20 protein-coding genes are annotated in these 22995 nt (G+C 43.8%); 12 read left to right on the top strand and 8 right to left on the bottom strand.

The window, feature by feature from the left end:
- Positions 1-15: 15 nt before the first annotated feature.
- Together VEJY3_RS07170 and VEJY3_RS07175 are read right to left on the bottom strand one after the other, a co-directional pair.
- Positions 16-1956, bottom strand: a complete 1941-nt coding sequence (locus VEJY3_RS07170; RefSeq protein ID WP_014231773.1) for an alkaline phosphatase D family protein — start codon at positions 1954-1956, stop codon at positions 16-18.
- A 9-nt stretch (positions 1957-1965) separates the two neighbouring features.
- Positions 1966-2310: a hypothetical protein gene (locus VEJY3_RS07175; RefSeq protein WP_014231774.1), complete on the bottom strand. Its 345-nt coding sequence runs from the start codon at positions 2308-2310 to the stop codon at positions 1966-1968.
- Positions 2311-2758: 448 nt separating this feature from the next.
- On the opposite strand from VEJY3_RS07175, the gene VEJY3_RS07180 reads away from it, so the two are divergent.
- On the top strand, positions 2759-3061 hold the full coding sequence (locus VEJY3_RS07180) for a hypothetical protein (protein ID WP_237708174.1): 303 nt from the start codon (positions 2759-2761) through the stop codon (positions 3059-3061).
- A 116-nt stretch (positions 3062-3177) separates the two neighbouring features.
- Here the strand turns inward: VEJY3_RS07180 and VEJY3_RS07185 are convergent, their stop codons facing one another.
- Positions 3178-3762 carry an FMN-dependent NADH-azoreductase gene (locus VEJY3_RS07185; protein ID WP_014231776.1) on the bottom strand — a complete coding sequence of 195 codons (585 nt, stop codon included), beginning with the start codon at positions 3760-3762 and terminating at the stop codon, positions 3178-3180.
- 186 nt (positions 3763-3948) lie between these two features.
- Here VEJY3_RS07185 and hrpA point away from each other — a divergent pair, with 186 nt between their 5' ends.
- From hrpA to VEJY3_RS07215, 6 genes are all read left to right on the top strand, one after another.
- On the top strand, positions 3949-7920 hold the full coding sequence (gene hrpA / locus VEJY3_RS07190; protein WP_193387277.1) for an ATP-dependent RNA helicase HrpA: 3972 nt from the start codon (positions 3949-3951) through the stop codon (positions 7918-7920).
- A 183-nt stretch (positions 7921-8103) separates the two neighbouring features.
- Positions 8104-8583 carry a porin family protein gene (locus VEJY3_RS07195; RefSeq protein ID WP_014231778.1) on the top strand — a complete coding sequence of 160 codons (480 nt, stop codon included), beginning with the start codon at positions 8104-8106 and terminating at the stop codon, positions 8581-8583.
- A gap of 229 nt (positions 8584-8812) precedes the next feature.
- Positions 8813-9328 (top strand): porin family protein, encoded by a 516-nt coding sequence (locus tag VEJY3_RS07200; protein ID WP_014231779.1) that lies wholly within the window; start codon positions 8813-8815, stop codon positions 9326-9328.
- Between the two features lie 349 nt (positions 9329-9677).
- Positions 9678-11261 carry a BCCT family transporter gene (locus tag VEJY3_RS07205; protein ID WP_014231780.1) on the top strand — a complete coding sequence of 528 codons (1584 nt, stop codon included), beginning with the start codon at positions 9678-9680 and terminating at the stop codon, positions 11259-11261.
- A 120-nt stretch (positions 11262-11381) separates the two neighbouring features.
- Positions 11382-11771: an ATP-binding protein gene (locus tag VEJY3_RS07210; RefSeq protein WP_014231781.1), complete on the top strand. Its 390-nt coding sequence runs from the start codon at positions 11382-11384 to the stop codon at positions 11769-11771.
- 158 nt (positions 11772-11929) lie between these two features.
- A complete protein-coding gene (locus tag VEJY3_RS07215) occupies positions 11930-12772 on the top strand; it encodes a DNA ligase (protein ID WP_014231782.1) in 843 nt (280 codons plus the stop codon).
- 13 nt (positions 12773-12785) lie between these two features.
- On the opposite strand, the gene VEJY3_RS07220 is transcribed toward VEJY3_RS07215, so the two are convergent.
- Positions 12786-13793: a DUF3080 domain-containing protein gene (locus tag VEJY3_RS07220; protein WP_014231783.1), complete on the bottom strand. Its 1008-nt coding sequence runs from the start codon at positions 13791-13793 to the stop codon at positions 12786-12788.
- A gap of 101 nt (positions 13794-13894) precedes the next feature.
- Positions 13895-15265, bottom strand: a complete 1371-nt coding sequence (locus tag VEJY3_RS07225) for an MATE family efflux transporter (protein WP_014231784.1) — start codon at positions 15263-15265, stop codon at positions 13895-13897.
- Between the two features lie 290 nt (positions 15266-15555).
- On the opposite strand from VEJY3_RS07225, the gene VEJY3_RS07230 reads away from it, so the two are divergent.
- On the top strand, positions 15556-16167 hold the full coding sequence (locus VEJY3_RS07230; protein WP_014231785.1) for a riboflavin synthase: 612 nt from the start codon (positions 15556-15558) through the stop codon (positions 16165-16167).
- Positions 16168-16229: 62 nt separating this feature from the next.
- Here the strand turns inward: VEJY3_RS07230 and VEJY3_RS07235 are convergent, their stop codons facing one another.
- Positions 16230-16424 (bottom strand): CPXCG motif-containing cysteine-rich protein, encoded by a 195-nt coding sequence (locus VEJY3_RS07235; RefSeq protein ID WP_014231786.1) that lies wholly within the window; start codon positions 16422-16424, stop codon positions 16230-16232.
- 231 nt (positions 16425-16655) lie between these two features.
- Positions 16656-17522: a fructosamine kinase family protein gene (locus VEJY3_RS07240; protein ID WP_014231787.1), complete on the bottom strand. Its 867-nt coding sequence runs from the start codon at positions 17520-17522 to the stop codon at positions 16656-16658.
- Positions 17523-17746: 224 nt separating this feature from the next.
- Between VEJY3_RS07240 and VEJY3_RS07245 the strand changes: the two genes are divergently transcribed.
- The 3 genes from VEJY3_RS07245 to VEJY3_RS07255 all read left to right on the top strand — a co-directional run bounded on the left by VEJY3_RS07245 (position 17747) and on the right by VEJY3_RS07255 (position 20185).
- On the top strand, positions 17747-18721 hold the full coding sequence (locus tag VEJY3_RS07245; protein WP_041170329.1) for a response regulator: 975 nt from the start codon (positions 17747-17749) through the stop codon (positions 18719-18721).
- Positions 18721-19683, top strand: coding sequence for a GGDEF domain-containing protein (locus tag VEJY3_RS07250; RefSeq protein ID WP_014231789.1), 963 nt, complete (start codon positions 18721-18723; stop codon positions 19681-19683). Before VEJY3_RS07245 ends, VEJY3_RS07250 begins: the two co-directional genes overlap by 1 nt.
- A 157-nt stretch (positions 19684-19840) precedes the next feature.
- On the top strand, positions 19841-20185 hold the full coding sequence (locus tag VEJY3_RS07255; protein WP_014231790.1) for a DUF3802 family protein: 345 nt from the start codon (positions 19841-19843) through the stop codon (positions 20183-20185).
- Between the two features lie 52 nt (positions 20186-20237).
- Here VEJY3_RS07255 and VEJY3_RS07260 read toward each other — a convergent pair whose 3' ends face one another.
- Entirely contained in the window at positions 20238-20729 is a 492-nt protein-coding gene (locus VEJY3_RS07260) for an NlpC/P60 family protein (RefSeq protein ID WP_014231791.1), read from the bottom strand.
- Between the two features lie 140 nt (positions 20730-20869).
- On the opposite strand from VEJY3_RS07260, the gene VEJY3_RS07265 reads away from it, so the two are divergent.
- Positions 20870-22876 carry a methyl-accepting chemotaxis protein gene (locus VEJY3_RS07265; protein ID WP_014231792.1) on the top strand — a complete coding sequence of 669 codons (2007 nt, stop codon included), beginning with the start codon at positions 20870-20872 and terminating at the stop codon, positions 22874-22876.
- Positions 22877-22995: the final 119 nt, after the last annotated feature.

Below are 22995 nucleotides of genomic sequence, written 5' to 3' on the forward strand. Positions count from 1 at the left end.
TATCAATCAAGGTGATCAATTTTCTATTCTCGTCGGTGGGAAATGAACTTCTTGGTTATCTGCGGTAAGTATACTGATTTTACTAGGCTTACCGTCATCATCGAGATGTAATTCTCCGATCGCACTGTGGTTAACCAAACGATAAAAGTTATGACTACTTGGCGCACGCTTATAAATTTTGAGTCGCTTACGCTTGGTGAACCAGTTTAGTGGCGAGCGGGGGCTGTAAAGCATTCTATCCAGCGCATCACAAATAGTGAGTAGTCTTGTCGGAAATTGATTCTTAATACCGCTACAGGTGATTTGATAGATGTTCGGGCTGCTTTTTCGAAAGCGTAATTTGATGTCGTAAGCAAAAGAGTAATGGACATCCCCTGACAAAATCACAAAGTTAGTCGGTGTCTTAGTATGAGTGAAAATACTGACGAGCGTATTCGCACTGCCGGGATGCGCCATCCAGTTTTCGGCATCCACCAATAGTGGCTTACCAAACATGGTAAACACGCGTTGCAGCGATTCTATAAATTTCACACCGAACATCGGCGCTGCAGAAACGATGATCACTTTATCTTCGTGAACCAGTTCTTGATGAAACTCAATTAACGCTTCCCAGTCCATCAAGCCAGACGGCTTGTTCATTTTAGATTCTGACCGCCAGCGACGAGTTCGGGTATCCAAAACCACGACTTTGGGGGAGGTCGGAATCGTGTAATGCCAGTTCTCGAAGCGATAGAGGTACTGAATCAGGTCATCTTGAGCTTTGGCAGTGCGTTGCTCAAGAAAATCTTTTATGTGAACCATAAACGCGTCATCGAACTTTTCCGGTGCGTTTCCCCAGCCCTGACAAAACCAATAGGCGATCAGGCTATTTCCGATTATTCGTTTTGCAAAAAGGTTGGTGTATGCCGCTTGTTCCCAGCCAATGGTTAAGTTCCAGTCGTCCGTCACATCGTGATCATCAAATATCATGTAAGTCGGAAGGTGCGCAAGAAGGCGCTGTACGCGGTCTAATCCGCTGACAAATTTATCTATTTGCGCTTTTTCCTCACGCCATTTTTGTTGCCAGTTGGGCGCTAGCGTGTTGCCTCCGACAAGGAATTGATTCTCCAGTAATCGGTCACGTTTGATGAGGTGCCAAAGCGTCGGCGACCAAACCAAGAGGTACATGGCAAAACATTCGGCAAAACTGATCAGGTGATTTTCACACTCTTTAGAGCTGAAAATAGGGGTGCCACGGTGAGGAAAAAACTGACTGAGCAGGCTACCGTCATCGACGTAATGCGGTAGCAACTGGTCGCGGCCATAAAAACACGCAGCGTGTTGATAAAGCGCTTTGGTGTCGGTGATTGGTGCTTGTTGAAATTGCTCATCCGGCAATCCCAGTAACTCGATTACTTGTTCAATTGCATCTAAGGTTGGTCCAGCTACATGATCAACATAAACCTGATCACCGCTCATGATGAGCATGTCTGGGCGAGATTCTACGCTTTGCTGAGCCACCTTTGCATCGGCTGCAACTAAAGCATCGTCACTAAAATGTTGTGGGTTGCGGCAAGAACCATGAAGGACATAATCGGCTTTTTCACTGATTAAAAATTCAATGCCCTTATGCATATGGTTGTCGTGCTCATAACACAAGTGAGGCAGTAGCTCTGTTAGCAGACCGTCTTGCGTGTGGAGCTGATATCGAAGTGACTGATGAGTAGGGAAGTCAGCTTTTAATGACAGTAAACAAACCCAAGCTTGCTCACCAACCTGAAGTTGAGTGAGCTTTTCAAAGTCCTCTGAGTGAAACGAAGTCGCAGAGTTTGCATCGTTTATTTCGATAAACCCTTCTAATGGCTTGGTCGTGACCAGCCAAATATTCACTTCTGATGCGGTCACTTTGCGGAGAATAGGGCCCGCAATGATAAGAGGAAGATGAGGATGTTGGGTTTTGTCTAATGCTGCAGCCAAACTGGTTCCTTATTTGTCTGATTCTTCTAATATTTCTACTACTTGAGCGCTACTCAATTCGTGACCCGCAAGAAACAAACCTAGCATCGCTTCTGTCTTCGAATCGTTATCACTGTCTTCGTCCAGAACCTGTCGTAATCGAGTTCGAATTAAGTCAATTTCATGGTCAACGAAACCCCGACCTTCTTCTGCCTGACATTCTTCTGGTGCATTGTCGAAGCTCAAAAATAACAGATTGCCGTCGAGTTGTGTTTCCACCAATCTTTCCGGCAGCCACTCTTCTCCCATAACAATATCTGGGTCAGTGTTGGTCGGCAAATTATTAAGGATGGAAATGAGTTCTGATACTTTCACTTTTTATTCGTTATCGTTAGGGCTAGCGACATAACTGGCACAACTCGTTAGGTAATTCATTCTATTTCAACGAGATTCAATGCCAATTTATCAAAGCATAAGATTTATTCTGTCACGTATATGACAACATTTCACATTGTAACGGCCCATTTAGAAAGAACATAAGCGTAAAGTTTCAATTAACGAATGATTGCTTTTTTATCGACCAATTTTATAGAAAATACGTGAAATGGCTCCGGCATGCCTCACTTCTGGCATTTATGGTTGGGGCTTGAATGTCTTTCCATTTTGCAACGAGATCAAAAGGTCGGATTTGTCACCGCGAAAAATATCACCCATTCTCAGTGAGATGAAAACTAATACACTATTATCCCAGCTGAAATTTGTTTATCGCGCAAAGGTTAAAGCCATTTGCAATGCATCCGATAAATTTGATGGCATTAGCACGATGAGCATTGATTCTTCATATAACATTCAGATTGAGGGAACAAATTGCACTAATGATGAGTTCGCCAAGCGATTCTTTGTGGTTAACGGAGAAGGGCATATGGAAGGCGACGGATGGTTAGTGCTTTACGTTGACTCAATAGAAGTGCGTGTGGGTGAGGAAATAGAGATACCCAGCGATGTTGCGTTTGATGCAATGGTCGAGCGTATGGTTCAGGAGGCTGAAGAAGTATTAGAGCAACTCTATAAGAACGCGCTAGAAAACATAGAGAAGACCGCAGATGAAGATCAAACAAAAGACTAATAACCCAACACTGTGGTAAATACTGGAATGCTTCTATTCGCAAATATGAAGTGAATAATGGAAAAGGAATGGCTATTTGAGCCATCCCTTTTGTATTCATGCTAATTGAATCAAGCTTACGCTAGCGTCGCTAGTTGGCTCTGAGCTTCAGTGATACCTTTTGCTGCCGCATCTTCACCCATGTTTAGGGCTTCAGCGTAAACAAACTCCACATCAGCGATACCAACAAAACCAAGTACCGTACGTAGGTAAGGCGTGATGTTGTCTGTCGGAGCATCTTTGTGAATACCGCCACGAGTCGTTACAACAATCGCTTTTTTGTTTTCAAACAGACCTTGAACGCCATTTTCTGTGTATTTAAATGTCACACCTGCACGAGCAATCAAGTCAATCCAGTTTTTAAGCTGAGTTGGAATCGTGAAGTTATACATTGGCGCTGCAATGACTAGCGTATCCGCTGCTTTCACTTCTTCGATAAGCGAGTCTGACAGCTCAACAACTTGCTGTTGTTCCTGAGAAAGGTCACCTGTCGAGCGTAGTGCAGTCGCTACGGTAAGATCAAGCACTGGCAGTGGGTTCGCCGCTAAATCACGAACCGTTAGTTTGTCTTGAGCTACGTTTTTGATGAACTCTTCAACCAACTTGTTTGATTGTGAGTTGTCGCCAAGGATGCTTGATTTTAGAGCTAGTACACGAGACATAATGGTTATTCCTTAAATAAGTGCTTTCGACTATGTGATGCATTATAAGCAATGGGCTGAGGTTCTAAACCCGACTTGTTTGCTTAAGTTGTTCGAAAAAATTGAATAAGCTTTCAGTTGTCTTGTCTTGGCCCTGTTGTGATACAATTCGCGCAGTTTTATGTAATGAAAAGAATAGGAAACGCTTTGACTTCGTCACAGCCTACAAAGAAAACCTCCGCTGAAGCGCAATCTGCGCCAGAAAATGGAGCAAAGAAAGTTCAAGCGCCTCATGCTCAAGTGAACAATGCCGCCTCGCTACGCAAAGCACTTAGTCAGTGCATGATGCGCGACCGTTTTCGCTTAAGTAAACGTATTTCTGGCGCAAGTAAAATTAAGAAAGATGCATCGCGTAATGTCGTGTTTGATGAAATCGCTTTAGACATTGCTAAATCGATGATGGAAGTCGAACAACGTGGCAGTTATCAGCCAAAAATCGAATATCCTGCGATCCTACCTGTTAGTCAAAAGAAAGACGACATTGCAAAGGCGATTGATGAAAACCAAGTGGTTATTATCGCTGGTGAAACGGGTTCGGGTAAAACCACGCAGATACCAAAAATTTGTGCAGAGCTTGGTCGTGGTAAATTTGGCCTGATAGGTCATACTCAGCCTCGTCGTCTTGCTGCGCGTTCCGTAGCAAATCGCATCGCGGAAGAGATGGAAACTAAGCTCGGTGAATTTGTTGGTTATAAAGTTCGATTTAACGATCAAATCTCAGAGAACACTCAGATTAAATTGATGACGGACGGTATTTTGCTGGCAGAAATTCAGCATGACCGTTTCTTGAATCAATATGACACCATTATCATCGATGAAGCGCACGAGCGTAGCCTGAACATCGATTTTATTTTGGGCTACCTAAAAGAACTTCTGCCACGTCGTCCAGATTTAAAAGTCATCATTACGTCGGCAACCATCGATCCGGAACGTTTTTCCAAGCACTTCAACGATGCCCCAATTATTGAGGTGTCTGGTCGTACTTACCCAGTAGAAACGCGTTACCGTCCGTTAAGCGGCGATGAGGATAACGATCGTGACCAGCTAGAAGGTATCTTCGAAGCCGTCGATGAGCTGTGTGATGAAGGTTTGGGCGATATTCTGATCTTCATGAACGGTGAACGTGAAATTCGTGATACGGCAGATGCGCTTTCTAAACGTAATCTTAAGAGTACAGAGATTGTACCTTTGTATGCGCGTTTGTCGGCTGGTGAACAGAACAAGATATTCCAACCACACGCTGGGCGCCGTATTGTATTGGCAACCAACGTAGCGGAAACGTCGTTAACCGTTCCGGGCATCAAATATGTGATTGACCCAGGTACCGCGCGTATCAGTCGATACAGTTACCGAACTAAAGTACAGCGTCTTCCAATTGAGCCTGTTTCTCAGGCAAGTGCGAACCAGCGTAAAGGTCGTTGTGGTCGTGTGGAAGAGGGTATCTGTATTCGCCTCTACTCAGAGGAAGATTTCGAGTCACGCCCAGAGTTTACCGATCCAGAAATTCTGCGTACCAACCTAGCGTCGGTAATCCTGCAAATGACGGCTCTTGGTTTAGGCGATATTCAAGCGTTCCCATTTGTTGAAGCGCCAGACAAACGCAACATTCAAGATGGTGTACGCCTGCTAGAAGAGTTGGGTGCGATTAATTCAGATGCAAAAGATCCGAAAAAACGCCTCACCCCAACTGGTCGCCAACTGGCACGATTACCAATCGACCCGCGTTTAGCGCGCATGGTGTTAGAAGCACCAAAGTACGGTGCGTTAAAAGAATTGATGGTGATTGCAGCCGCGTTGTCGATCCAAGACCCACGTGAGCGCCCATCGGACAAACAACAATCTTCAGACGATAAGCACCGTCGCTTTTTCCATGAAGAGTCTGACTTCCTGACGTTAGTAAATCTTTGGGATTACATTCAGAAGCAGCAAAAAGCGCTGACGGGTAATCAGTTCCGTAAACAGTGTAAGCAAGATTACTTGAACTACTTGCGTGTTCGCGAGTGGCAAGACGTTTATTTCCAAATTCACCAATCCATGCGTGAAATGGAATTTAAGCTCAATGACGAGCCTGCGTCATATCATGGTGTGCACAGCGCAATTCTGGTTGGCCTGTTATCTCACATCGGTATGAAAGATCAGGAGAAGAATGAGTATCAGGGTGCGCGTAATGCCCGTTTCCATATCTTCCCAGCGTCTGGCTTGTTTAAGAAGCAGCCTAAATGGATCATGTCAGCGGAGTTGGTAGAAACCTCAAAACTTTGGGGTCGAATTATTGCAAAAATTCAGCCTGAATGGATTGAGCCATTAGCCAAGCACTTAATTAAACGCAGCTACAGCGAACCGCACTGGTCGAAGAAACGAGCTGCGGTTATGGCGTACGAAAAAGTCATGCTGTATGGAGTGCCAATCGTCCCTAAACGTCTGGTGAATTATGGGAACATCGATGCATCTATCAGTCGTGAAATCTTCATTCGCAGTGCGTTAGTTGAAGGCGAGTGGGAAACCAAACACGCGTTCTTCAAGCAAAACCGAAAATTATTGCAAGAAGTCGAAGAGCTGGAACATAAATCTCGTCGTCGCGATATTTTGGTCGATGACGATGAGCTATTTGATTTCTACGACCAACGCGTCGGTACCGAAGTGGTTTCTGGTAAACACTTTGATTCATGGTGGAAAAAAGCGTCGAAAGAAAACAAGGAACTGCTCAACTTTGAAAAAGAGATGCTTTTCAAGGGCGATGCCAGCCATGTTACTGACTTAGATTACCCGAACTTCTGGCACCAAAATGGTTTAAAACTCAAGCTTAGCTATCAGTTTGAACCAGGCGATGATAGTGACGGTGTAACGGTTCATCTACCACTACCAATCCTTAACCAGGTGGAACAAGCCGGCTTTGACTGGCAGATCCCAGGCCTGCGCCATGAACTAGTGGTGAGCCTGATTAAGTCGTTGCCAAAAACCATTCGTAAGAACTTTGTGCCCGCGCCAAATTACGCTGACGCTTTCTTAGCTCGTTCGACGCCAATGGAAGCGCCACTTCTTGATTCACTTGAGAAAGAGTTACGCCGCATGACGGGCGTAGAAGTACTGCGTGAAGACTGGAAGCTGGATCAGGTACCGGAACACTTGAAAGTGACATTCCGCGCCGTTGATCATCGCAATCGTAAGCTAAAGGAAAACAAAGACCTTCATGAGCTGAAAGAAAGCCTGAAAGAGAAAGTTCAGGAAACGCTTTCAAAAGTAGCTGACGATGATATCGAGCAGCAGGGCTTGCATACGTGGAGCTTTGGCGAACTGCCAAAAGTGTATCAACAAAAACGCGGCGGTTATGATGTGAAAGCGTACCCAGCCCTTGTCGATACCAAAGATAGCGTTGAAATCAAACTATACGAGACAGAATACGAGCAAATCTCGGCGATGCGTGCTGGTCAGCGTCGTTTAATTTTGTTGAATGTACCGTCGCCTATTAAATACTTGCACGCCAACTTGCCGAACAAATCAAAACTGGGCTTGTACTTTAACCCGTACGGTAAAGTACTGGATCTGATTGATGACTGTATAGCTTGTGGTGTCGATAAGCTTATCGAAGAGCAGGGCGGATTAGTTTGGGAACCAGAACAATTTGAAAAGTTGAAAGAACACGTTCGTGCCGAACTCGGCGATACCGTGGTTGAAATTGCTAAGCAAGTTGAAACCATTTTGACGACCGCCTTTAACATCAATAAGAAGTTGAAAGGTAAGATCGACTTTACCATGGCGTTTGCACTGTCAGACATCAAAGCTCAAATCGAGGGTTTGATCTTCAAAGGCTTTGCTACTGAGTGTGGCTGGAAACGTCTACCAGACATTCTCCGTTACATGCGTGCAATTGAACGCCGTATGGAGAAGTTGCCAATCGATCCGAATAAAGATCGCCTGCATATGTTGAAAATCGAGTCAGTAACCAAGGACTACAAAGAGTTATTGAATAAGATTCCAAAAGGCATGGCTATTCCAGAAAACGTAAAAGAAGTGCGTTGGATGCTAGAAGAACTACGTGTGAGTTACTTTGCTCAGCAATTAGGCACTCCGTATCCGGTTTCTGACAAACGAGTCAAAAACGCGATTGATGCTTGTTAGCGTAAAGTACCATCGTGACAGTTATTTATATCAACGCTCGTGCGGTTACTGGTATAGTAATTGCTAGTATTTGATAAATGTGTTGTTTTTAGTTCTAGGGAGGCAATAGTTTGCCTCCCTTGTATTTGCAGTGTCTACGTCAGATTGAGAAGACGTAGGAATGAAAAGAGTAAAAGGTAAATGATGAAAAAAACTCTATTAGCAGTGGCACTACTTAGCGCATCTTCTGCGGCAATGGCAGATTCTTGGATTTACGGTGGCGCATCTGTAGGTCAGTCTGATTACAAAGGCGAGACGGATACATCATACTCAGTGCACGTAGGTACAGGTATTCTTCCAATTATCGGTATTGAAGCTGGTGTGACTCAACACGGTGAATTTAACGTTGATGGTCGCGATACAAAACTTACCTCTTACTACGCAGCGCTAAAGCCAAGCATCGATTTCGGCCCACTGCACATTTACGCAAAAGGTGGTATCCACCAATGGGACAAAGAAGTGAAAGGCGGTAGCGACGATGACGACTTCGATCTAATGTACGGTGTTGGTGCTGAATACTTCATCTTTGGTCCACTTTCTGTGGGCGCAAGCTACATGAACTACACAGCAGATAAAGACGATATCGGTACGTTCTCTGTGAATGCATCTTTGCACTTCCTATAATTTTCGACATATCCGAGAGTTATAAAACACCGGCTTTAAGCCGGTGTTTTTGTTTCTGATAGTGACTTCGACTTGCCTCTCTGTCTGAATTGATATCACACTACAACGAATTGAATATAAATTATTCATTCTTTGATCTTAATTTCTCTATACCTTCCAATATATAGTGATCATTAAACTATGAGCTAGGAGCGTGAAATCACGCAGACTTACAAAGGATGGTATGACTATGAAAACAAAACTCTCGATATTGGCTTTGGCGTTGTGTTCAACGTCTGCGTTCGCGGATTCGTGGCTATATGCTGGCGGACAAATCGGTCAATCTGATATTGAAGGCGAAAGTGATACAACCTACGGCTTACACGTCGGTACGGGGATTTTGCCGCTAATCGGTATCGAAGCGGGTTACTTTAACCATGGCAAAGTTGGACTGAATGTGGATGGAACCAAAGGCGATGGGGATTTCTCTTCACTCTATTTAGCGGTTAAGCCAAGCATCGATTTTGGCCCGTTCCATATTTATGCCAAGGGTGGCATCAATGCTTTTAACGTTGACTATAAAGGTTCATTAAGTGCTATCGATAAAGATGATGGCGTCTCTTATATGTATGGTGTCGGTGCAGAGTACTTTTTGCTAGATAACATCTCAGTTGGTGCAAGTTACCAGGCTTTTGGTGTTGATATCGATGGCGACAGCGATTCAGTTAGTAGCTTTACCGGCAACGTTACTTTCCATTTCTTATAAACACCTCACCCAGGCAAATTCATTTCTTAGTTTTTGCGCCAGCCATAAAACAGCCATAGAGTGGTCACTTGCGATTCAGCGAGGGCCACTTTTTTGTTTAACGCCCACCCACAATATGAGAGCAATGGTTATTAAAGCCAGAGATAATCATTAGACATCATAGTGTTTATTTTGCTGTCATTGAAAATAATCTGTCTTTTAAATGCAATAAAAGCATCGCTTTTGCATATTTTTGTGACTAATGTTAATATTCGTTGCGATTAAAAACTTTAGAGCTCAAATTATTGGAGGGCGTATTGAAGTTCTTCTCATTTGAGGAGCGTTTCAAATTAACGTTAAATTTGTATTTATGGATAAAGCTTCATTTAAAAAATATAGTATCGAGACAACAGATTATCAGGTAGGGCAGGATAACGTACAAAAGTGGGGATTTGACGTTCACAATCCTGTTTTCGGAATCAGTGCCGGTCTTATTGTTTTATGTCTTATTTCATTGCTTTTAGTTGACCCTAATACCGCTCGAGATGCTTTGAACGGTGTTAAAAACGGAATCATTGAGCAATTTGATGCGTTTTTCATGTGGTCAGCGAACTTCTTCGTATTATTCGCCGTTGTTTTACTGTTATCGCCGCTGGGGAAAATTCGCTTAGGTGGCAAAGACGCAACACCTGATCATTCAAGAGTATCTTGGTTATCCATGCTATTTGCTGCAGGTATGGGTATTGGTCTTCTGTTCTGGAGTGTTGCAGAGCCAACCGCGTACTTCACTGATTGGTGGGGAATGCCATTAAATGCGGAACCATACTCTGACGAAGCGAAATCATTGGCAATGGCTGCGACCATGTTTCACTGGGGTGTTCATGGTTGGGGTATCTACGCCCTTGTTGCACTAGCTCTTGCCTTCTTTGCATTTAACAAGGGCTTACCACTGTCACTACGTTCTGCTTTTTACCCAATTTTTGGTGACCGTGCATGGGGTTGGTTAGGTCATGTCATCGACATCCTGGCGGTGCTTTCGACGCTGTTTGGTCTGGCGACTTCATTGGGTTTGGGTGCTCAGCAAGCGACAAGTGGTATCAACCATGTATTTGGTCTTGATGGTGGTATCGGCACTCAAATGATCGTGATCGCCTTTGTGACTTTCATTGCGGTACTTTCGGTCGTTCGTGGCATCGATGGTGGTGTTAAGGTGCTTAGTAATGTCAACATGGTGGTCGCTTTTGCATTGCTTATTTTCATTACCTTCATCAGCTTCGACACCGCCTTTACGTCAATTTTTGATACAACCAAAGCGTATATAGAGTACATCATTCCTCTGAGTAATCCTCACGGTCGAGAAGATGAAACTTGGATGCAAGGTTGGACTGTATTCTACTGGGCATGGTGGGTTTCTTGGTCGCCATTCGTCGGTATGTTTATCGCACGAGTATCGAAAGGTCGTACAGTACGAGAATTCATCTGTGCAGTTATTATCATTCCAACAGTGGTTACACTTATCTGGATGGCTATCTTTGGTGGTATTGCTCTTGATCAGGTCGTGAACAAAGTGGGTGAGCTGGGGACAAATGGCCTTACGGACATTTCTCTGACTCTGTTCCATGTGTATGACCAACTGCCATACAGCTCGGTAATTTCGATTCTTTCTATCGGTCTGATTTTGGTGTTCTTTGTAACGTCGTCGGATTCCGGTTCTTTGGTCATCGATAGCATTACAGCTGGCGGTAAAATTGATGCTCCAGTACCTCAGCGAATTTTCTGGGCATGTATTGAAGGGGCAATCGCGGCGGTTATGCTTTGGATAGGCGGTAAAGAAGCCTTGCAGGCACTACAGTCTGGCGTTGTCGCAACAGGCTTGCCGTTTACATTAGTTTTGTTGGTAATGTGTGTCAGCTTGGTTAAGGGTTTAAGAACCGAACTACCTGCATACAAATAGTCTATCTGAAACACACGATTTCAATGCCGAGCTTTGTAAGCTCGGCATTTTTATTTGTTCTTTCCTTTTTAATAAATTCATTTAGAGTTTGTGCGTCGTCAATTTCAAAATTGTCAAATCATGTCTATCAATAAACTCATTCTAATTCGTGGTCTTCCGGGATCTGGAAAAACAACGCTGGCTAAACAGCTGGTACCAATGCTCGATGCGAAACATTTTGAAGCGGACATGTACTTTGAAAAAGAAAGTGGGGAATACCACTTCAATCCACAGCAACTTCCTCAAGCTCATGAGTGGTGTTTCCGTCAAGCGCGGAGATGGTTAAACCAAGGTAAAACCGTCATAGTCAGCAATACTTTTGTACGCCTTTGGGAAATGAAGCGGTATCTGGATTACTGTAAAAAGAAGGGTATCGAGGTCGAGATAAAAGTGTGTGATGGTGAATATCAGAGCATTCACGATGTCCCAACGGCAACGATCGAGAAGATGCGACACCAGTGGCAGGATTAAGCACAAGCAACAATCAAACCTTGTCTAAAGATCAGTCTTAAATTTGCAGAGTCTTACTGACAATCATTGTTGTGAGTCGAAGAATAATTACTGACAAATAGGTTATCGAAGAAAGTTGCGCTTCAATATGGGAGATTTTTTGAACAAGGTTCCTCCCTATGCCCATAAAAATGACATTGATCGCACTCGCCATTATGGCATCCACGCACGTTCAAGCCCATCCAACTGTCGCGCCTTTAGTCTCGCTAGCAGAAACCTATCAAGATGGGATTGATGTATCGCAATACTGGTACAGTGAAAAATTGGATGGTATTCGTGCCTACTGGACGGGGCAACACCTTGTAACACGTAATGGAAACCGGATACACGCTCCTAAGTGGTTTACAGCACCATTGCCAGATTACCCTCTGGATGGTGAACTTTGGGCCGGGCGAGGTAATTTTCATTTGGTCCAGCAAACGGTTCTGGACAAAACACCGGTCGACAGCGCGTGGAAGAAAGTAGATTTTATGTTGTTTGATATGCCTTACTCTGCGGGTGACTATCGGAAGCGCTATTACAATATCCAAAACTTGGTGTATGAGCTGGACGAGCCACACATTAAGTACGTCGAGCATATGACTATTCAAGATGAAGAGCACTTATTTAGCCAATTAGACAAAATCGCGTTAGCTGATGGGGAAGGTGTCATGTTACGCAAGGTGTCTAGTCGTTACCAAGCGGGCCGGGGCAGTGATTTACTTAAGTTAAAACGTTTTGCCGATACAGAAGCACAAGTGATCGGACATAAGCCTGGAACTGGTCGCTTGTTGGGAATGATGGGCGCGATTCTGGTTCGTATGCCTGATGGTACAGAGTTTTATATTGGTAGTGGGTTTACAGACGAGTTGCGCCGGAACCCACCACAATTAGGCTCGATTATCACATTTAGGTACAACGGGTTTACTCATAACGGAAAACCTAAATTTGCCAGATTTTTGCGTGAGCGTTCTAAAGAGTAGCCTCGGTAGATTCTTACTTATCGACGTTTCCCACTGTCACACCACAACGCTTAAAAAGACCCTGCCAGAACTGTATGTGCTCCAGGGTTCTTTTTCTGAACGTGTTGTGAGCATCTATCAGTCCGTATGACTCGCCATGAAGGTCTATTCTTTTTTCGATTAAGTTAACGCCATTGTCCAAGCGTTGGTATGTACTGTCCAAATAGGCCAGATATGGTTGTACTTCTTTCACGTAAATGGATTGAAAAACGTTATTTAAGTAACGAAACGTTGTGATATCTCGATTCTTGCCGCAAATAATCTTACTTTGGTTTGTGTCGAGCAATTGGGTGGTTTCATTTAGCCAATGGGAAGCGTTTACGAGAGAGTAGTAAAGTCGACCCATAAGGCGAGACTTCTCCAGCACTTCCTGGTATTGCACTATATGAATATCCGGTAATCGAGAGATAGTCTTGTTAGGCGTTTCATACATATTACCTAAGAGGTTAAAAGCTTCGCTCACCATCGCAATTTGGTTTTTTTGATCGACAGATAGCCAATCAGAGGCTGTGAGTTGTTTTTGCATCGCCTCACTGGCAAACAACAGGTTATCAAAGTGAGTATGCAGGTGACTCCATTTCTGACCGTACAATAGAGTTAGAGTCTGTCGTTCGTCATCACTAATTGGAAAGTCATTCAGGCATGAATTCAAAGTCCTGAGTAACGATGTCTGGTAGTCTAAATCGTGAAAGGCATCCTGTACTTTACCTAGTTGCGAGTTTTTGTCTGCCAAAAGATTAAACAAGCCACACTGACGAAGTTGGTAGCTTTCCAACAGTCCGAGTGTCAGTCTGGGTAATGGCTGAAAAAGCGCTCGTCGAGGAGGAATGGTGATGGCGGGCAGGGAAGTTATCTCAACGCTTGAAACGTCCAATACATTCGCCAAGCGTTGATGGTATTTATCCAGCAGCGCTTGTTCAGGGTTGAATAAGTCGGTACAACCTGAAAGCAATGTTATTGAGAACAATAGGGTTAGACGCACACTGTTCCTTTCTGATCACTGAGTTGGTTTGGTATAAAAGTATACCTGACTAAGGTTCGGTTCGATCAAAAAAGCCAGCGATTGCTGGCTTTTACAGGAGATTATTGTACCGAAAAGTTCAATTGAACCTCTGGCTTTTGGTGGTGCATCCAACGTAACCGGACGCCAAGCAACAGAGCGGCAGACGACAGGCCAACAATAAAGCCGATCCAGAAACCTTGCGCGCCCATCGGCTCGACGATCCAGTTGGTACGGCCAAGGATGTAACCCATTGGTAAACCGCAAATCCAATAAGCAACGAAAGTTCGATTAAAGATAGCTCGCATGTCTTTATACCCACGCAATGCACCCGCAGCGATCACTTGTACGGCATCCGTAAACTGATATATCGCAGCGAGTAACAATAGTTCCATCGCCAGTTTGATAACTTCTTGGTTGCTGGTATATAACTCTGCGACAAATTCACGGAATACTACCGTTAGAAATGCCGTTACGACTGTCATTGCAGTACCAACCATGATACCAACACGCGATGCCACTCGGGCGCCTGCTACACTTTCTTCTCCAAGTTTATGCCCGACTCGAATACTAACAGCGGCACCAATACTCATTGGCAGCATGAACACAAGAGTCGAAAAGTTAATCGCGACCTGGTGAGCTGCAACAATAATTGGACCAAGAGGGGACACCAGAAGTGCAACGACAGCAAACAGCGTTACCTCAAAAAATAGCGCGGCAGCTACAGGAAAGCCGAGCTTAAACAGACGAATTTGCGCTTTCAGTTGTGGTGGGTGGAATTCAGCAAAGATATTGATGTTCTTTAGTCGTTCCGACGTAACCACATAAAATAAGAGCAGCGCAAACATAATCCAGTAAACGATAGTTGTTGCGACGCCACAACCAACGCCACCAAGCTCTGGCGCACCAAACTTGCCGTAAACGAAAATCCAGTTCAATGGAATGTTGAGCAATAAACCAATAAAACCGATCACCATTGCTGGTTTAGTGAGTGACATCCCATCGGTAAAACTTCTCAAAGCCTGAAACAGGAGAAAAGCCGGCACCGCTAAAATGACAGCGTGAATATAGCCTATGGTTTTTTCAGCCATCAGCGCTTCTATATCCATAAACCCAAGAATAAACTGAGTTTGTAAGAGCACCACAATAATAGGGATGCTAACGAATAGCGCCATGGCGATGCCTTGCTGAATCTCGAAAGGTATTTTTACCCGACGACCAGAGCCGTTAAGTTGTGCAACAACAGGTACCAACGCCATTAACAAGCCAATGCCAAATAAAATCGATGGAAGCCAAATACTTGAAGCAACAGACACCGCTGCCATGTCAGTAGCACTTACGCCCCCTGCCATTACCGTGTCCACAAACCCCATGCCTGTCTGAGCGACGGAAGCTATCAATACAGGGGTAGCCAATTTTATAAGACTCGACGCTTCTTCTTTATAGTGCTGCACGAAATACTCCAGGGCGCAAAGAGAGATTGAAATTGAAAGAATGAGAGAGCTCGAGAACAAAAGATGTGATGGACTGACCTAGTGGTTGATCTTAACCATGATAAGGTGGAAAAATGTCTCAGAGAGCCTCCGCGCAAATGATAAACAATTGTATCTTTATATGCCATACCTTTAACTGCATATTAACTTGAAAACAGTTTATAGTAGTCCGATAGAAGAAAGGTAAACGCGTAGAAATAAATATCTCTCGAGCGTTGTTTTAGTAGAGATCAGATAAGTAGGTATAAACAATGTTTACTGGAATAGTACAGGGCACGGCAAAAGTCGTGAAGATCGAAAAGAAAGAGCGTTTTCAAACTCATGTGATCGAGTTAGTTGGCTCCCTTCTTGATGGGTTAGAGATTGGGGCTTCCGTCGCACATAATGGTTGTTGTCTGACCGTCACTCAAATCGACGGGAAGCACATTAGTTTTGATTTGATGCAGGCGACACTAGCATTAACCAATCTGGGTTTTCTCAGTGAGGGCGATAACGTCAATATCGAACGAGCGGCTAAATTTGGTGATGAAATTGGTGGTCACAATATGTCTGGTCATATTAGTTTGATGGCTACCATTGTTGATGTCATTGACACGCCAAATAACCGAACCATCTGGTTCGAGTTGCCTCAAGATTCAATGAAATACGTATTGGCCAAAGGGTATATTGGTATCGATGGTTGTTCGCTAACAATTGGCGAGGTAGAAGACAATCGTTTCTCTGTACATCTGATCCCTGAGACGTTGCAGAGAACTCTGTTTGGCGGTAGGAAAGTGACTGAACGTGTCAATATTGAGTTCGATCCACAAACTCAGGCTATTGTCGACACGGTCGAGCGTGTGCTGGCAGCGAAACAAATTTAAATATCAGAGATATTTGCCGTGATCTAAAAAAGGAGCGTTATTGCTCCTTTTTACGTTTTAGTTTATTCGTAGTTATCGTCAATAAACAGCTCTACTTTGTCGTTCAGTTCATCCACATGCATGTTGAGATGAATGGCATGACAACATGCAGGGCAGTCATCATAAAACTCTTGGTCACCATTACTAGCGTCTAAAGTGATTCCTATTGAGTGCCCACAATGCGGACACTTTACGTGTCTTTCAGTATAGTTTTTCATACAACAACTCCTCGTATTGCAGGGCTTTTAAAACAATTTATTCTGGAAGCTCAGCCCTATCACTTACTTTGTCCCAACATCGAGAGATACTTAAATATTAAGTGTAGTTGTTGCTATTTGAATCGAAATAAGTACAAAACTTGACCCCAAACTCAACACTGAATCTGGGGGCAATTTTCAGAGTGATATCACTCGTAAATTTACATTATGCAACGTTTTAAGTATTTCAAATCAGACAGAAATAATTTTGTTAATTGTTAGCTGAGCTTGCTCTAAATAATGCCCACCAAACAGGTTGCAATGGTTAAGAACATGGTAGAGATTATAAATCTCTTTACGTTCCTGGTATCCAGGCAATAATGGCATAACTGATTCATATCCTTGATAAAATTCAGGCCTGAACCCACCAAAAAGCTCAGTCATCGCAATGTCGCACTCTCTGTCGCCCCAGTAGCATGCCGGGTCATAGCAAATAGGTCCGACAGGTGTCACGGCAGCATTACCATTCCATAAGTCACCATGCAGTAACGATGGCTCAGGCGTGTGATTAGACAAAAGCTGTTTCACGACGTTAACAAAGTCCTCAATATCGACCAAAGTTACGCCTTTTTCTTTCAGTAATTGTAATTGCCATCCTATGCGCTGCTCTGCAAAGAACATGCACCACTTCTTGTGCCACTGGTTAGGTTGTAGGGTTGAACCCAAATAGTTGTCGGTATCAAATCCAAACTCTTTTTGTTCTCCCCATTGGTGTAATTGAGCAAGCTGTTGGCCAAACAAGAAGCTGTTTTGCGCATCTTCTAACGGTTTAGTTGGGAGGTAGTTAAGAATTAAGAAAGAGTTATTTTTTGTTTTGCCGACCAGTACGACCTCTGGAACAAATACGGTTGAAGTTTCACGTAACAGATGCAGGCTTTCGGCCTCTACTTGGAACTTAGACAAAAAATCACGATCGTTTATTTTAACGAAATAGCGTTGCTCGCCATCATTGATCATATAGCTTTCATTGATATCTCCACCAGAAAGGCGAACTTTTTCGTTGATTTGATATTCAAATAACAGCGTATCAGAAAGCTGTTGCGATATTGCTTGCCACATACAAAACCTCGCGAATCTGTTTGACCACCAATAGTTTAGGATAAACGACGAGAAATTGGCGCGTTGCTGCGCATACTTGAACAATAAATTTATGAATCTGCTGACGAAATTTGCATAAGTGTGAATCATATCGCTCATAAGTTTATGATTTGTCGTCCTAGCAGATGGTTATATACCCACACAACATGTATTATAATTTTTTTGACTTTGGTTCCATTGATAGCATGAAAGTACTGATATGTGATGACTCAGCAATCGCAAGAAAACTGATTATAAGAACAATCGTGCAAAGTTCATCAATGCAGCTGATCGAAGCCCAAGATGGGTATGAAGCACTGAAGATTCTGGCGGAACAAAATATTGACATTATGTTCCTCGATCTCACGATGCCGATTATGGACGGTTTCGAAGTTCTAAAATTCTTACCAGTAAGCCGCTACAACACCCAGATAGTGATCATCTCTGGCGATGTCCAACAAGAAGCCCAACAGCGCTGCATTGAATTAGGTGCAAAAGCATTTATTGCAAAACCATTGTCTGAAGAGCAAGTGGCCCCGCTGTATGAGCAACTGGGAATGCAATACGCATTTAAGCCTACCGTAGAGCTCAGTCCTAAACAGCAAGTATTCGATGATCTTTCCTCGCTTGCGAAGTTTCGAGAAGTCGCGAATGTTGCCCTAGGAAAAGGGGCCGCCATCATGGCCGATCATTTACGCGAGTTTATTCAGTTGCCTGTACCTCACGTTGGGCCACTAACATATGGAGAGCTCCATATGACGCTGGTTGATGTCATTCGTCGTGACGGTTCGATTGCGGTCGCACAACGGTTTGTTGGTGGTGGTATTCATGGTGAAGCATTAGTTTGCCTCAGAGGTAAACACATCGACCAGATAGGAGAGCGGCTAGGCTTTCAACTGGAGTTCACCAGCTATAACGAGATCATTCTTAATATCTCTAACTTGTTAGTGTCTTCGTTCTTAACGTCGTTAGGTTGCCAGTTAGATAAGCAGTTCTCGCTTCGACAGCCGAGTATCATCGAAACCTTACCGACTTATAGTGAGCAGCAAGGTCAAAAAGGGGAGCTTTTTACGATTGAATATACATACATGGCGGAATCACTGGACTTTGAATGTGAAGTGCTCTTTCTGATAGACAAACCATCTGTAGAAATCATTTATGAAATCATGGAGTTAATCTGATGTCCGAAATTACGCTGGACATGGCTGACTTTCACTGGGTCACGCAAATCTTAGACACAATGGACTCTGGCCTTATTGTGCTGGATCGCCAGTATAAGGTCTGCGTGTGGAACAGCTTTATGCAATCCTACAGCGGTGTATTGTCGCAAGAAATTCTCGGTGAGAGTCTATTCGACCACTTTGAAGACCTGCCTAGAGCTTGGCTCGAGACAAAATTAAATACATCAGCCGACTTGGAAACTCGTTCATTTTCTAGTTGGGAAAATCGTCCGTACCTTTTTAAGTTTACTAACTTCTCTCCGGTATCGAACAGCAGCACCTTTATGTATCAGGATATCGTGATCACGCCGCTGCGCTCGCTTTCCGGAGAGATAAGCCATATCGCTATCCAAATAAACGATGTGTCTGAAACGGCACGAAGCCGTATTTATCTTAAAGAAACCAATCAACACCTTTCAGAAATCAGTCGTAAAGACGGTCTTACCGGTTTGTTTAATCGCGCTTATTGGGAACAATCACTCAAAGAAGAATTTACGCAAATAAAAGTCGTTGATGGGTCATGTTCCCTGGTTATTTTCGATATTGACCACTTTAAACAAGTTAATGATAACTATGGTCACCCTGTTGGGGATGAAGTGATTCGTCGAACGTCAGCTCTGTTAAGGAAAACAGCCCGAAGCAGCGACATTTGTGGTCGTTTTGGCGGGGAAGAGTTCACAGTGTTGTTAAAAAATACCAATCAGGAACAGGCTAGTTATTTTGCAGAGCGGCTACGTAAACGCGTAGAACAAGAGACCGTGAAAGTTGAAGATTCTCTGATTAACTACACCGTCAGTATCGGCGTATGCGAATATAAGCCTCACTTTGAAAGCCATATACAATGGTTAAAAAGTGCAGACTCCGCTTTGTATCGTGCAAAAGAAAGCGGACGAAACCAAAGTTGTGTATTTGGTGACGACTAAATCGAGACGAGTTTCTATGTTGTTGGTTACTAGCTGTCCATTTGGCTCGTAAATACGCATTTCTATGACATAAGTTAGTGAAATTTCTTAGTAATGTCTTACTATTGATACAATTGTGCACCCAGCATTCTAGTCTTGACGTTAACGGAGAAATACAGTGGTTGTTGAAACGGATGGTTACCTTGCTCTTATCGAACACTTGTCGCTAAACCTTGATATCTTTACCACCGAGCGTGGTGATACAGGTTCAGAAAGTATCGAAGATGTGGTTACCGATATGGTGGCATCAAATATCATGATGATTTTCGAGCAAAACCCTGAACTTCATTCCAGTGTGCGTTTTAAGTTGTTAAAAGAAGCGGATGCCGTAGTAGAAGACTTGGGTGAAGTCCTCGCTGGAGTCTGGGGTAAGAAGGCGACCAATGAACAGATTACTTTTCTGGAAGAGTACGTCGCATTGGTGAAAAATCTTTTTGATAACGCAGTGGCGATTTACGACTAGAGGCTTATGTTGTTTGAATCGTGAATTCTTATCGTTCAAAACGCTCGTGGCGTTACAATGTCACCCTTCTGATTTGCCAAAATTTTGATGCCCAATAGGGGTTGTCAATCCGAGAAATAATGACGCCTTTCGATGTGGACGCGTGCATAAACTGCTTGTTACCCAAATAGATACCAACATGATATGTTGTTCTTCTGGTCTTAAAAAAGACAAGGTCCCCTTGCTTGGCTTCATTCCATCCTAATTCTACGCCTTGTTTAGATTGCTGCCTTGTTGTCCTTGGTAAAGCAAGTTGATACGCTTCCACAAAGGCTTTTTGCACAAAGGCAGAACAATCAATACCTGACTTTTGTGTCCCACCCAAGCGGTACGGAGTGCCGTGCCACTCGTTATAAAACTGCAGTAACTCCGGTTTGCTAGCCAAAGTTTTCGCAGGGGGAACTGTCACAGCCACGGCGTGCTCTGCTGGCTCAGGACCCGACGAACAAGCTGTCATAAGTGTGCTGATTATCAAAGAGAAATAAATACGACGCAAATCATCCACCTACCATTCAAGTGATTAATACATGAAATATTATTGTCACAATCAATCCATACTATTGAACGCTTATCACGGTTTTATCAACTTTATGTGATGGACACGCAGTAAAACCGTTCAAACCTAAGAAAGAATAAAAATTGATTATGGCAACGCGCAAACGCTCACGCTTTTCACTCTCACTGATTCAGACGATCAGTGCAACATTTTTAACTATCATTGCACTTGTTATAGCTCTTTCTGCTTCAAGTTTCAAAGGAATGGGACAGATCGGAGAACAATTTGAAGATCTGTCTCAAAAAGCATTACCTATGGCAATGGCCAACGCCAAGTTAACCAGAAATGTTCTCGAGATCGTTAAATTGCTAAACCATGGCATGCAAGTTACCGAACCTAAAGAACTCCCTATAATTGAATCACAAATAGAAGCGTTAGCTATTCAATCTGAGGGCTTAACGGAAAAAACCTCTGGCGTTGCGGTTTCGCTTTCAAATGAATTAAAAACCAAAATCGAAAACTTGCACAACATCACTCAAGCGATATTGCTAAAGCAGAAGGCAGTGATCCAGATTCAAACGGATATCAATTCTGCGGTTGGTGGGTTTCGCTACGGTCTAAGCTCTATCGGCCCAGAAATGAACCGCATCAGCTCTTTTTTGAGTGCAGACAATCCTCAATCAAGTGACGCCGCCAATCGATTTATTGCTTCAGCAAGTTCGATGGAAAGCACCTTTTTAATGATGCTGACGCATACTGACCTCGCAAAAGCGGAAAAAGAATACCGTGAAATGCGAAACCGAATCGCAGGGATTAACCTCGCATACTCCGATTTCCAAGCACTGCACCCTGAAGTCAGTGACTATGCCAGTCTAACCGCGCCTTATGAGATGGTAAAAGCAGGCTTTACTGACAAAGGTATTCTGCATTTGATTCTTGCTAAACTGGAACAAAGCGAACAACAAAGGGCGGAATTTAAACAAGCCTCCCAGCTCGCTGACGAGACGATGCTGTTACTTGATCAGGTTTCACTCGCAGCTTCTGATTTGATTAATGAGAGAGAAAACGTAGTAAATACGACGATAGAAACCGTTAGCTTAATGGTCATTATCGCCGCAGTGGTCATCTCAATCATTATTTTCGCAACTTTGGTTGGTTTGAGAAGCTGGACGAATCGAGGACTACAATCGGTCCTTAGCCGATTATCTGCACTGACTGAACACGATTTCCGAGAGAAAGTCGATGAGGTGGGGCCTGAAGAACTGAAAGAGGTGGCGCGTAAACTGAATCTGGTCATTGATTCCACCTATGACTCCATCTCTACGGTGACGCGAAATTGTGAGACGCTTTATCAAACGGCGGAAATCAGCCATACCGCCGCAGAGCAGACTAACGAAGGACTCAGTAAACAAAATGAAGCCTTGGTGAGTATGGTCACGACCATTACACAGTTGGAAGCCTCGATACGAGAAATAGCCATGGTGACGAACGCTTCAGCCGAAGATACTCTTGTGGCGACAACACAAACCGAAAAAGGGGTTGAAGTTGTTGAACTAAATCGCGCTAGACTGGAGGCACTAGAGACGTCATTTACTATGAATGAACAGTCCATACTGGAGCTCGATGAGCGCGTGAAACAGATTCGCGAAATGGTCGATATGATCAGTGGTATTGCTGATAACACTAACTTGTTGGCCTTGAATGCTGCGATTGAAGCGGCGCGTGCAGGTGAGCAAGGGCGTGGTTTTGCGGTGGTAGCAGATGAAGTGCGTAAACTCGCCAGCGATACGTCGCAACAAACCACCAATATTCGGGCAATGATGAACGAGTTGACGACGGCGGCAGAGCGTTCTCGACAAGCCGTGAGCGATTCCCGGGAAGAAATGACGCATGCACTAGAATCGAGTCATGAAGTTAAATTGGTATTTTCCGACATCAATAACGCCGTTAAACTTATTCAAGAACGTGTTGAACAGATCTCTGTCGCGACAGAAGAGCAGGAGCGGGCAACCGCTGATGTGTCACAATCAATCGCACAAATATCGGAACAAGGCGAGCAAACAAAGCTACGACTAGAATCAATGGTCGAAAGCTCGGAACAAGTGGCAGACATTGCTGGCCATCAACAAGCTATGCTTCATAAGTATGACTTGTAAATCATAAGTAAACCGACGACAAGCCAAGGCCGGGTCTATCGACGTCCTTGGCCTTTTTGTTCCCGTTTCGTATCCCAAGCATACTTACTAAGCCTCCCATGCCAAAGTTATTTGGAGAT

This window comes from Vibrio sp. EJY3, assembly GCF_000241385.1.
Lineage (GTDB): Bacteria > Pseudomonadota > Gammaproteobacteria > Enterobacterales > Vibrionaceae > Vibrio > Vibrio natriegens.

Bases quoted from the DNA above. Each gene is read 5' to 3' on its own strand.
- VEJY3_RS07180 (WP_237708174.1), top strand. From the start codon at position 2,759: ATGAGCATTGATTCTTCATATAACATTCAGATTGAGGGAACAAATTGC.
- VEJY3_RS07185 (WP_014231776.1), bottom strand. From the start codon at position 3,762: ATGTCTCGTGTACTAGCTCTAAAATCAAGCATCCTTGGCGACAACTCA.
- VEJY3_RS07195 (WP_014231778.1), top strand. From the start codon at position 8,104: ATGAAAAAAACTCTATTAGCAGTGGCACTACTTAGCGCATCTTCTGCG.
- VEJY3_RS07200 (WP_014231779.1), top strand. From the start codon at position 8,813: ATGAAAACAAAACTCTCGATATTGGCTTTGGCGTTGTGTTCAACGTCT.
- VEJY3_RS07205 (WP_014231780.1), top strand. From the start codon at position 9,678: ATGGATAAAGCTTCATTTAAAAAATATAGTATCGAGACAACAGATTAT.
- VEJY3_RS07210 (WP_014231781.1), top strand. From the start codon at position 11,382: ATGTCTATCAATAAACTCATTCTAATTCGTGGTCTTCCGGGATCTGGA.
- VEJY3_RS07215 (WP_014231782.1), top strand. From the start codon at position 11,930: ATGCCCATAAAAATGACATTGATCGCACTCGCCATTATGGCATCCACG.
- VEJY3_RS07230 (WP_014231785.1), top strand. From the start codon at position 15,556: ATGTTTACTGGAATAGTACAGGGCACGGCAAAAGTCGTGAAGATCGAA.
- VEJY3_RS07235 (WP_014231786.1), bottom strand. From the start codon at position 16,424: ATGAAAAACTATACTGAAAGACACGTAAAGTGTCCGCATTGTGGGCAC.
- VEJY3_RS07240 (WP_014231787.1), bottom strand. From the start codon at position 17,522: ATGTGGCAAGCAATATCGCAACAGCTTTCTGATACGCTGTTATTTGAA.
- VEJY3_RS07245 (WP_041170329.1), top strand. From the start codon at position 17,747: ATGAAAGTACTGATATGTGATGACTCAGCAATCGCAAGAAAACTGATT.
- VEJY3_RS07250 (WP_014231789.1), top strand. From the start codon at position 18,721: ATGTCCGAAATTACGCTGGACATGGCTGACTTTCACTGGGTCACGCAA.
- VEJY3_RS07265 (WP_014231792.1), top strand. From the start codon at position 20,870: ATGGCAACGCGCAAACGCTCACGCTTTTCACTCTCACTGATTCAGACG.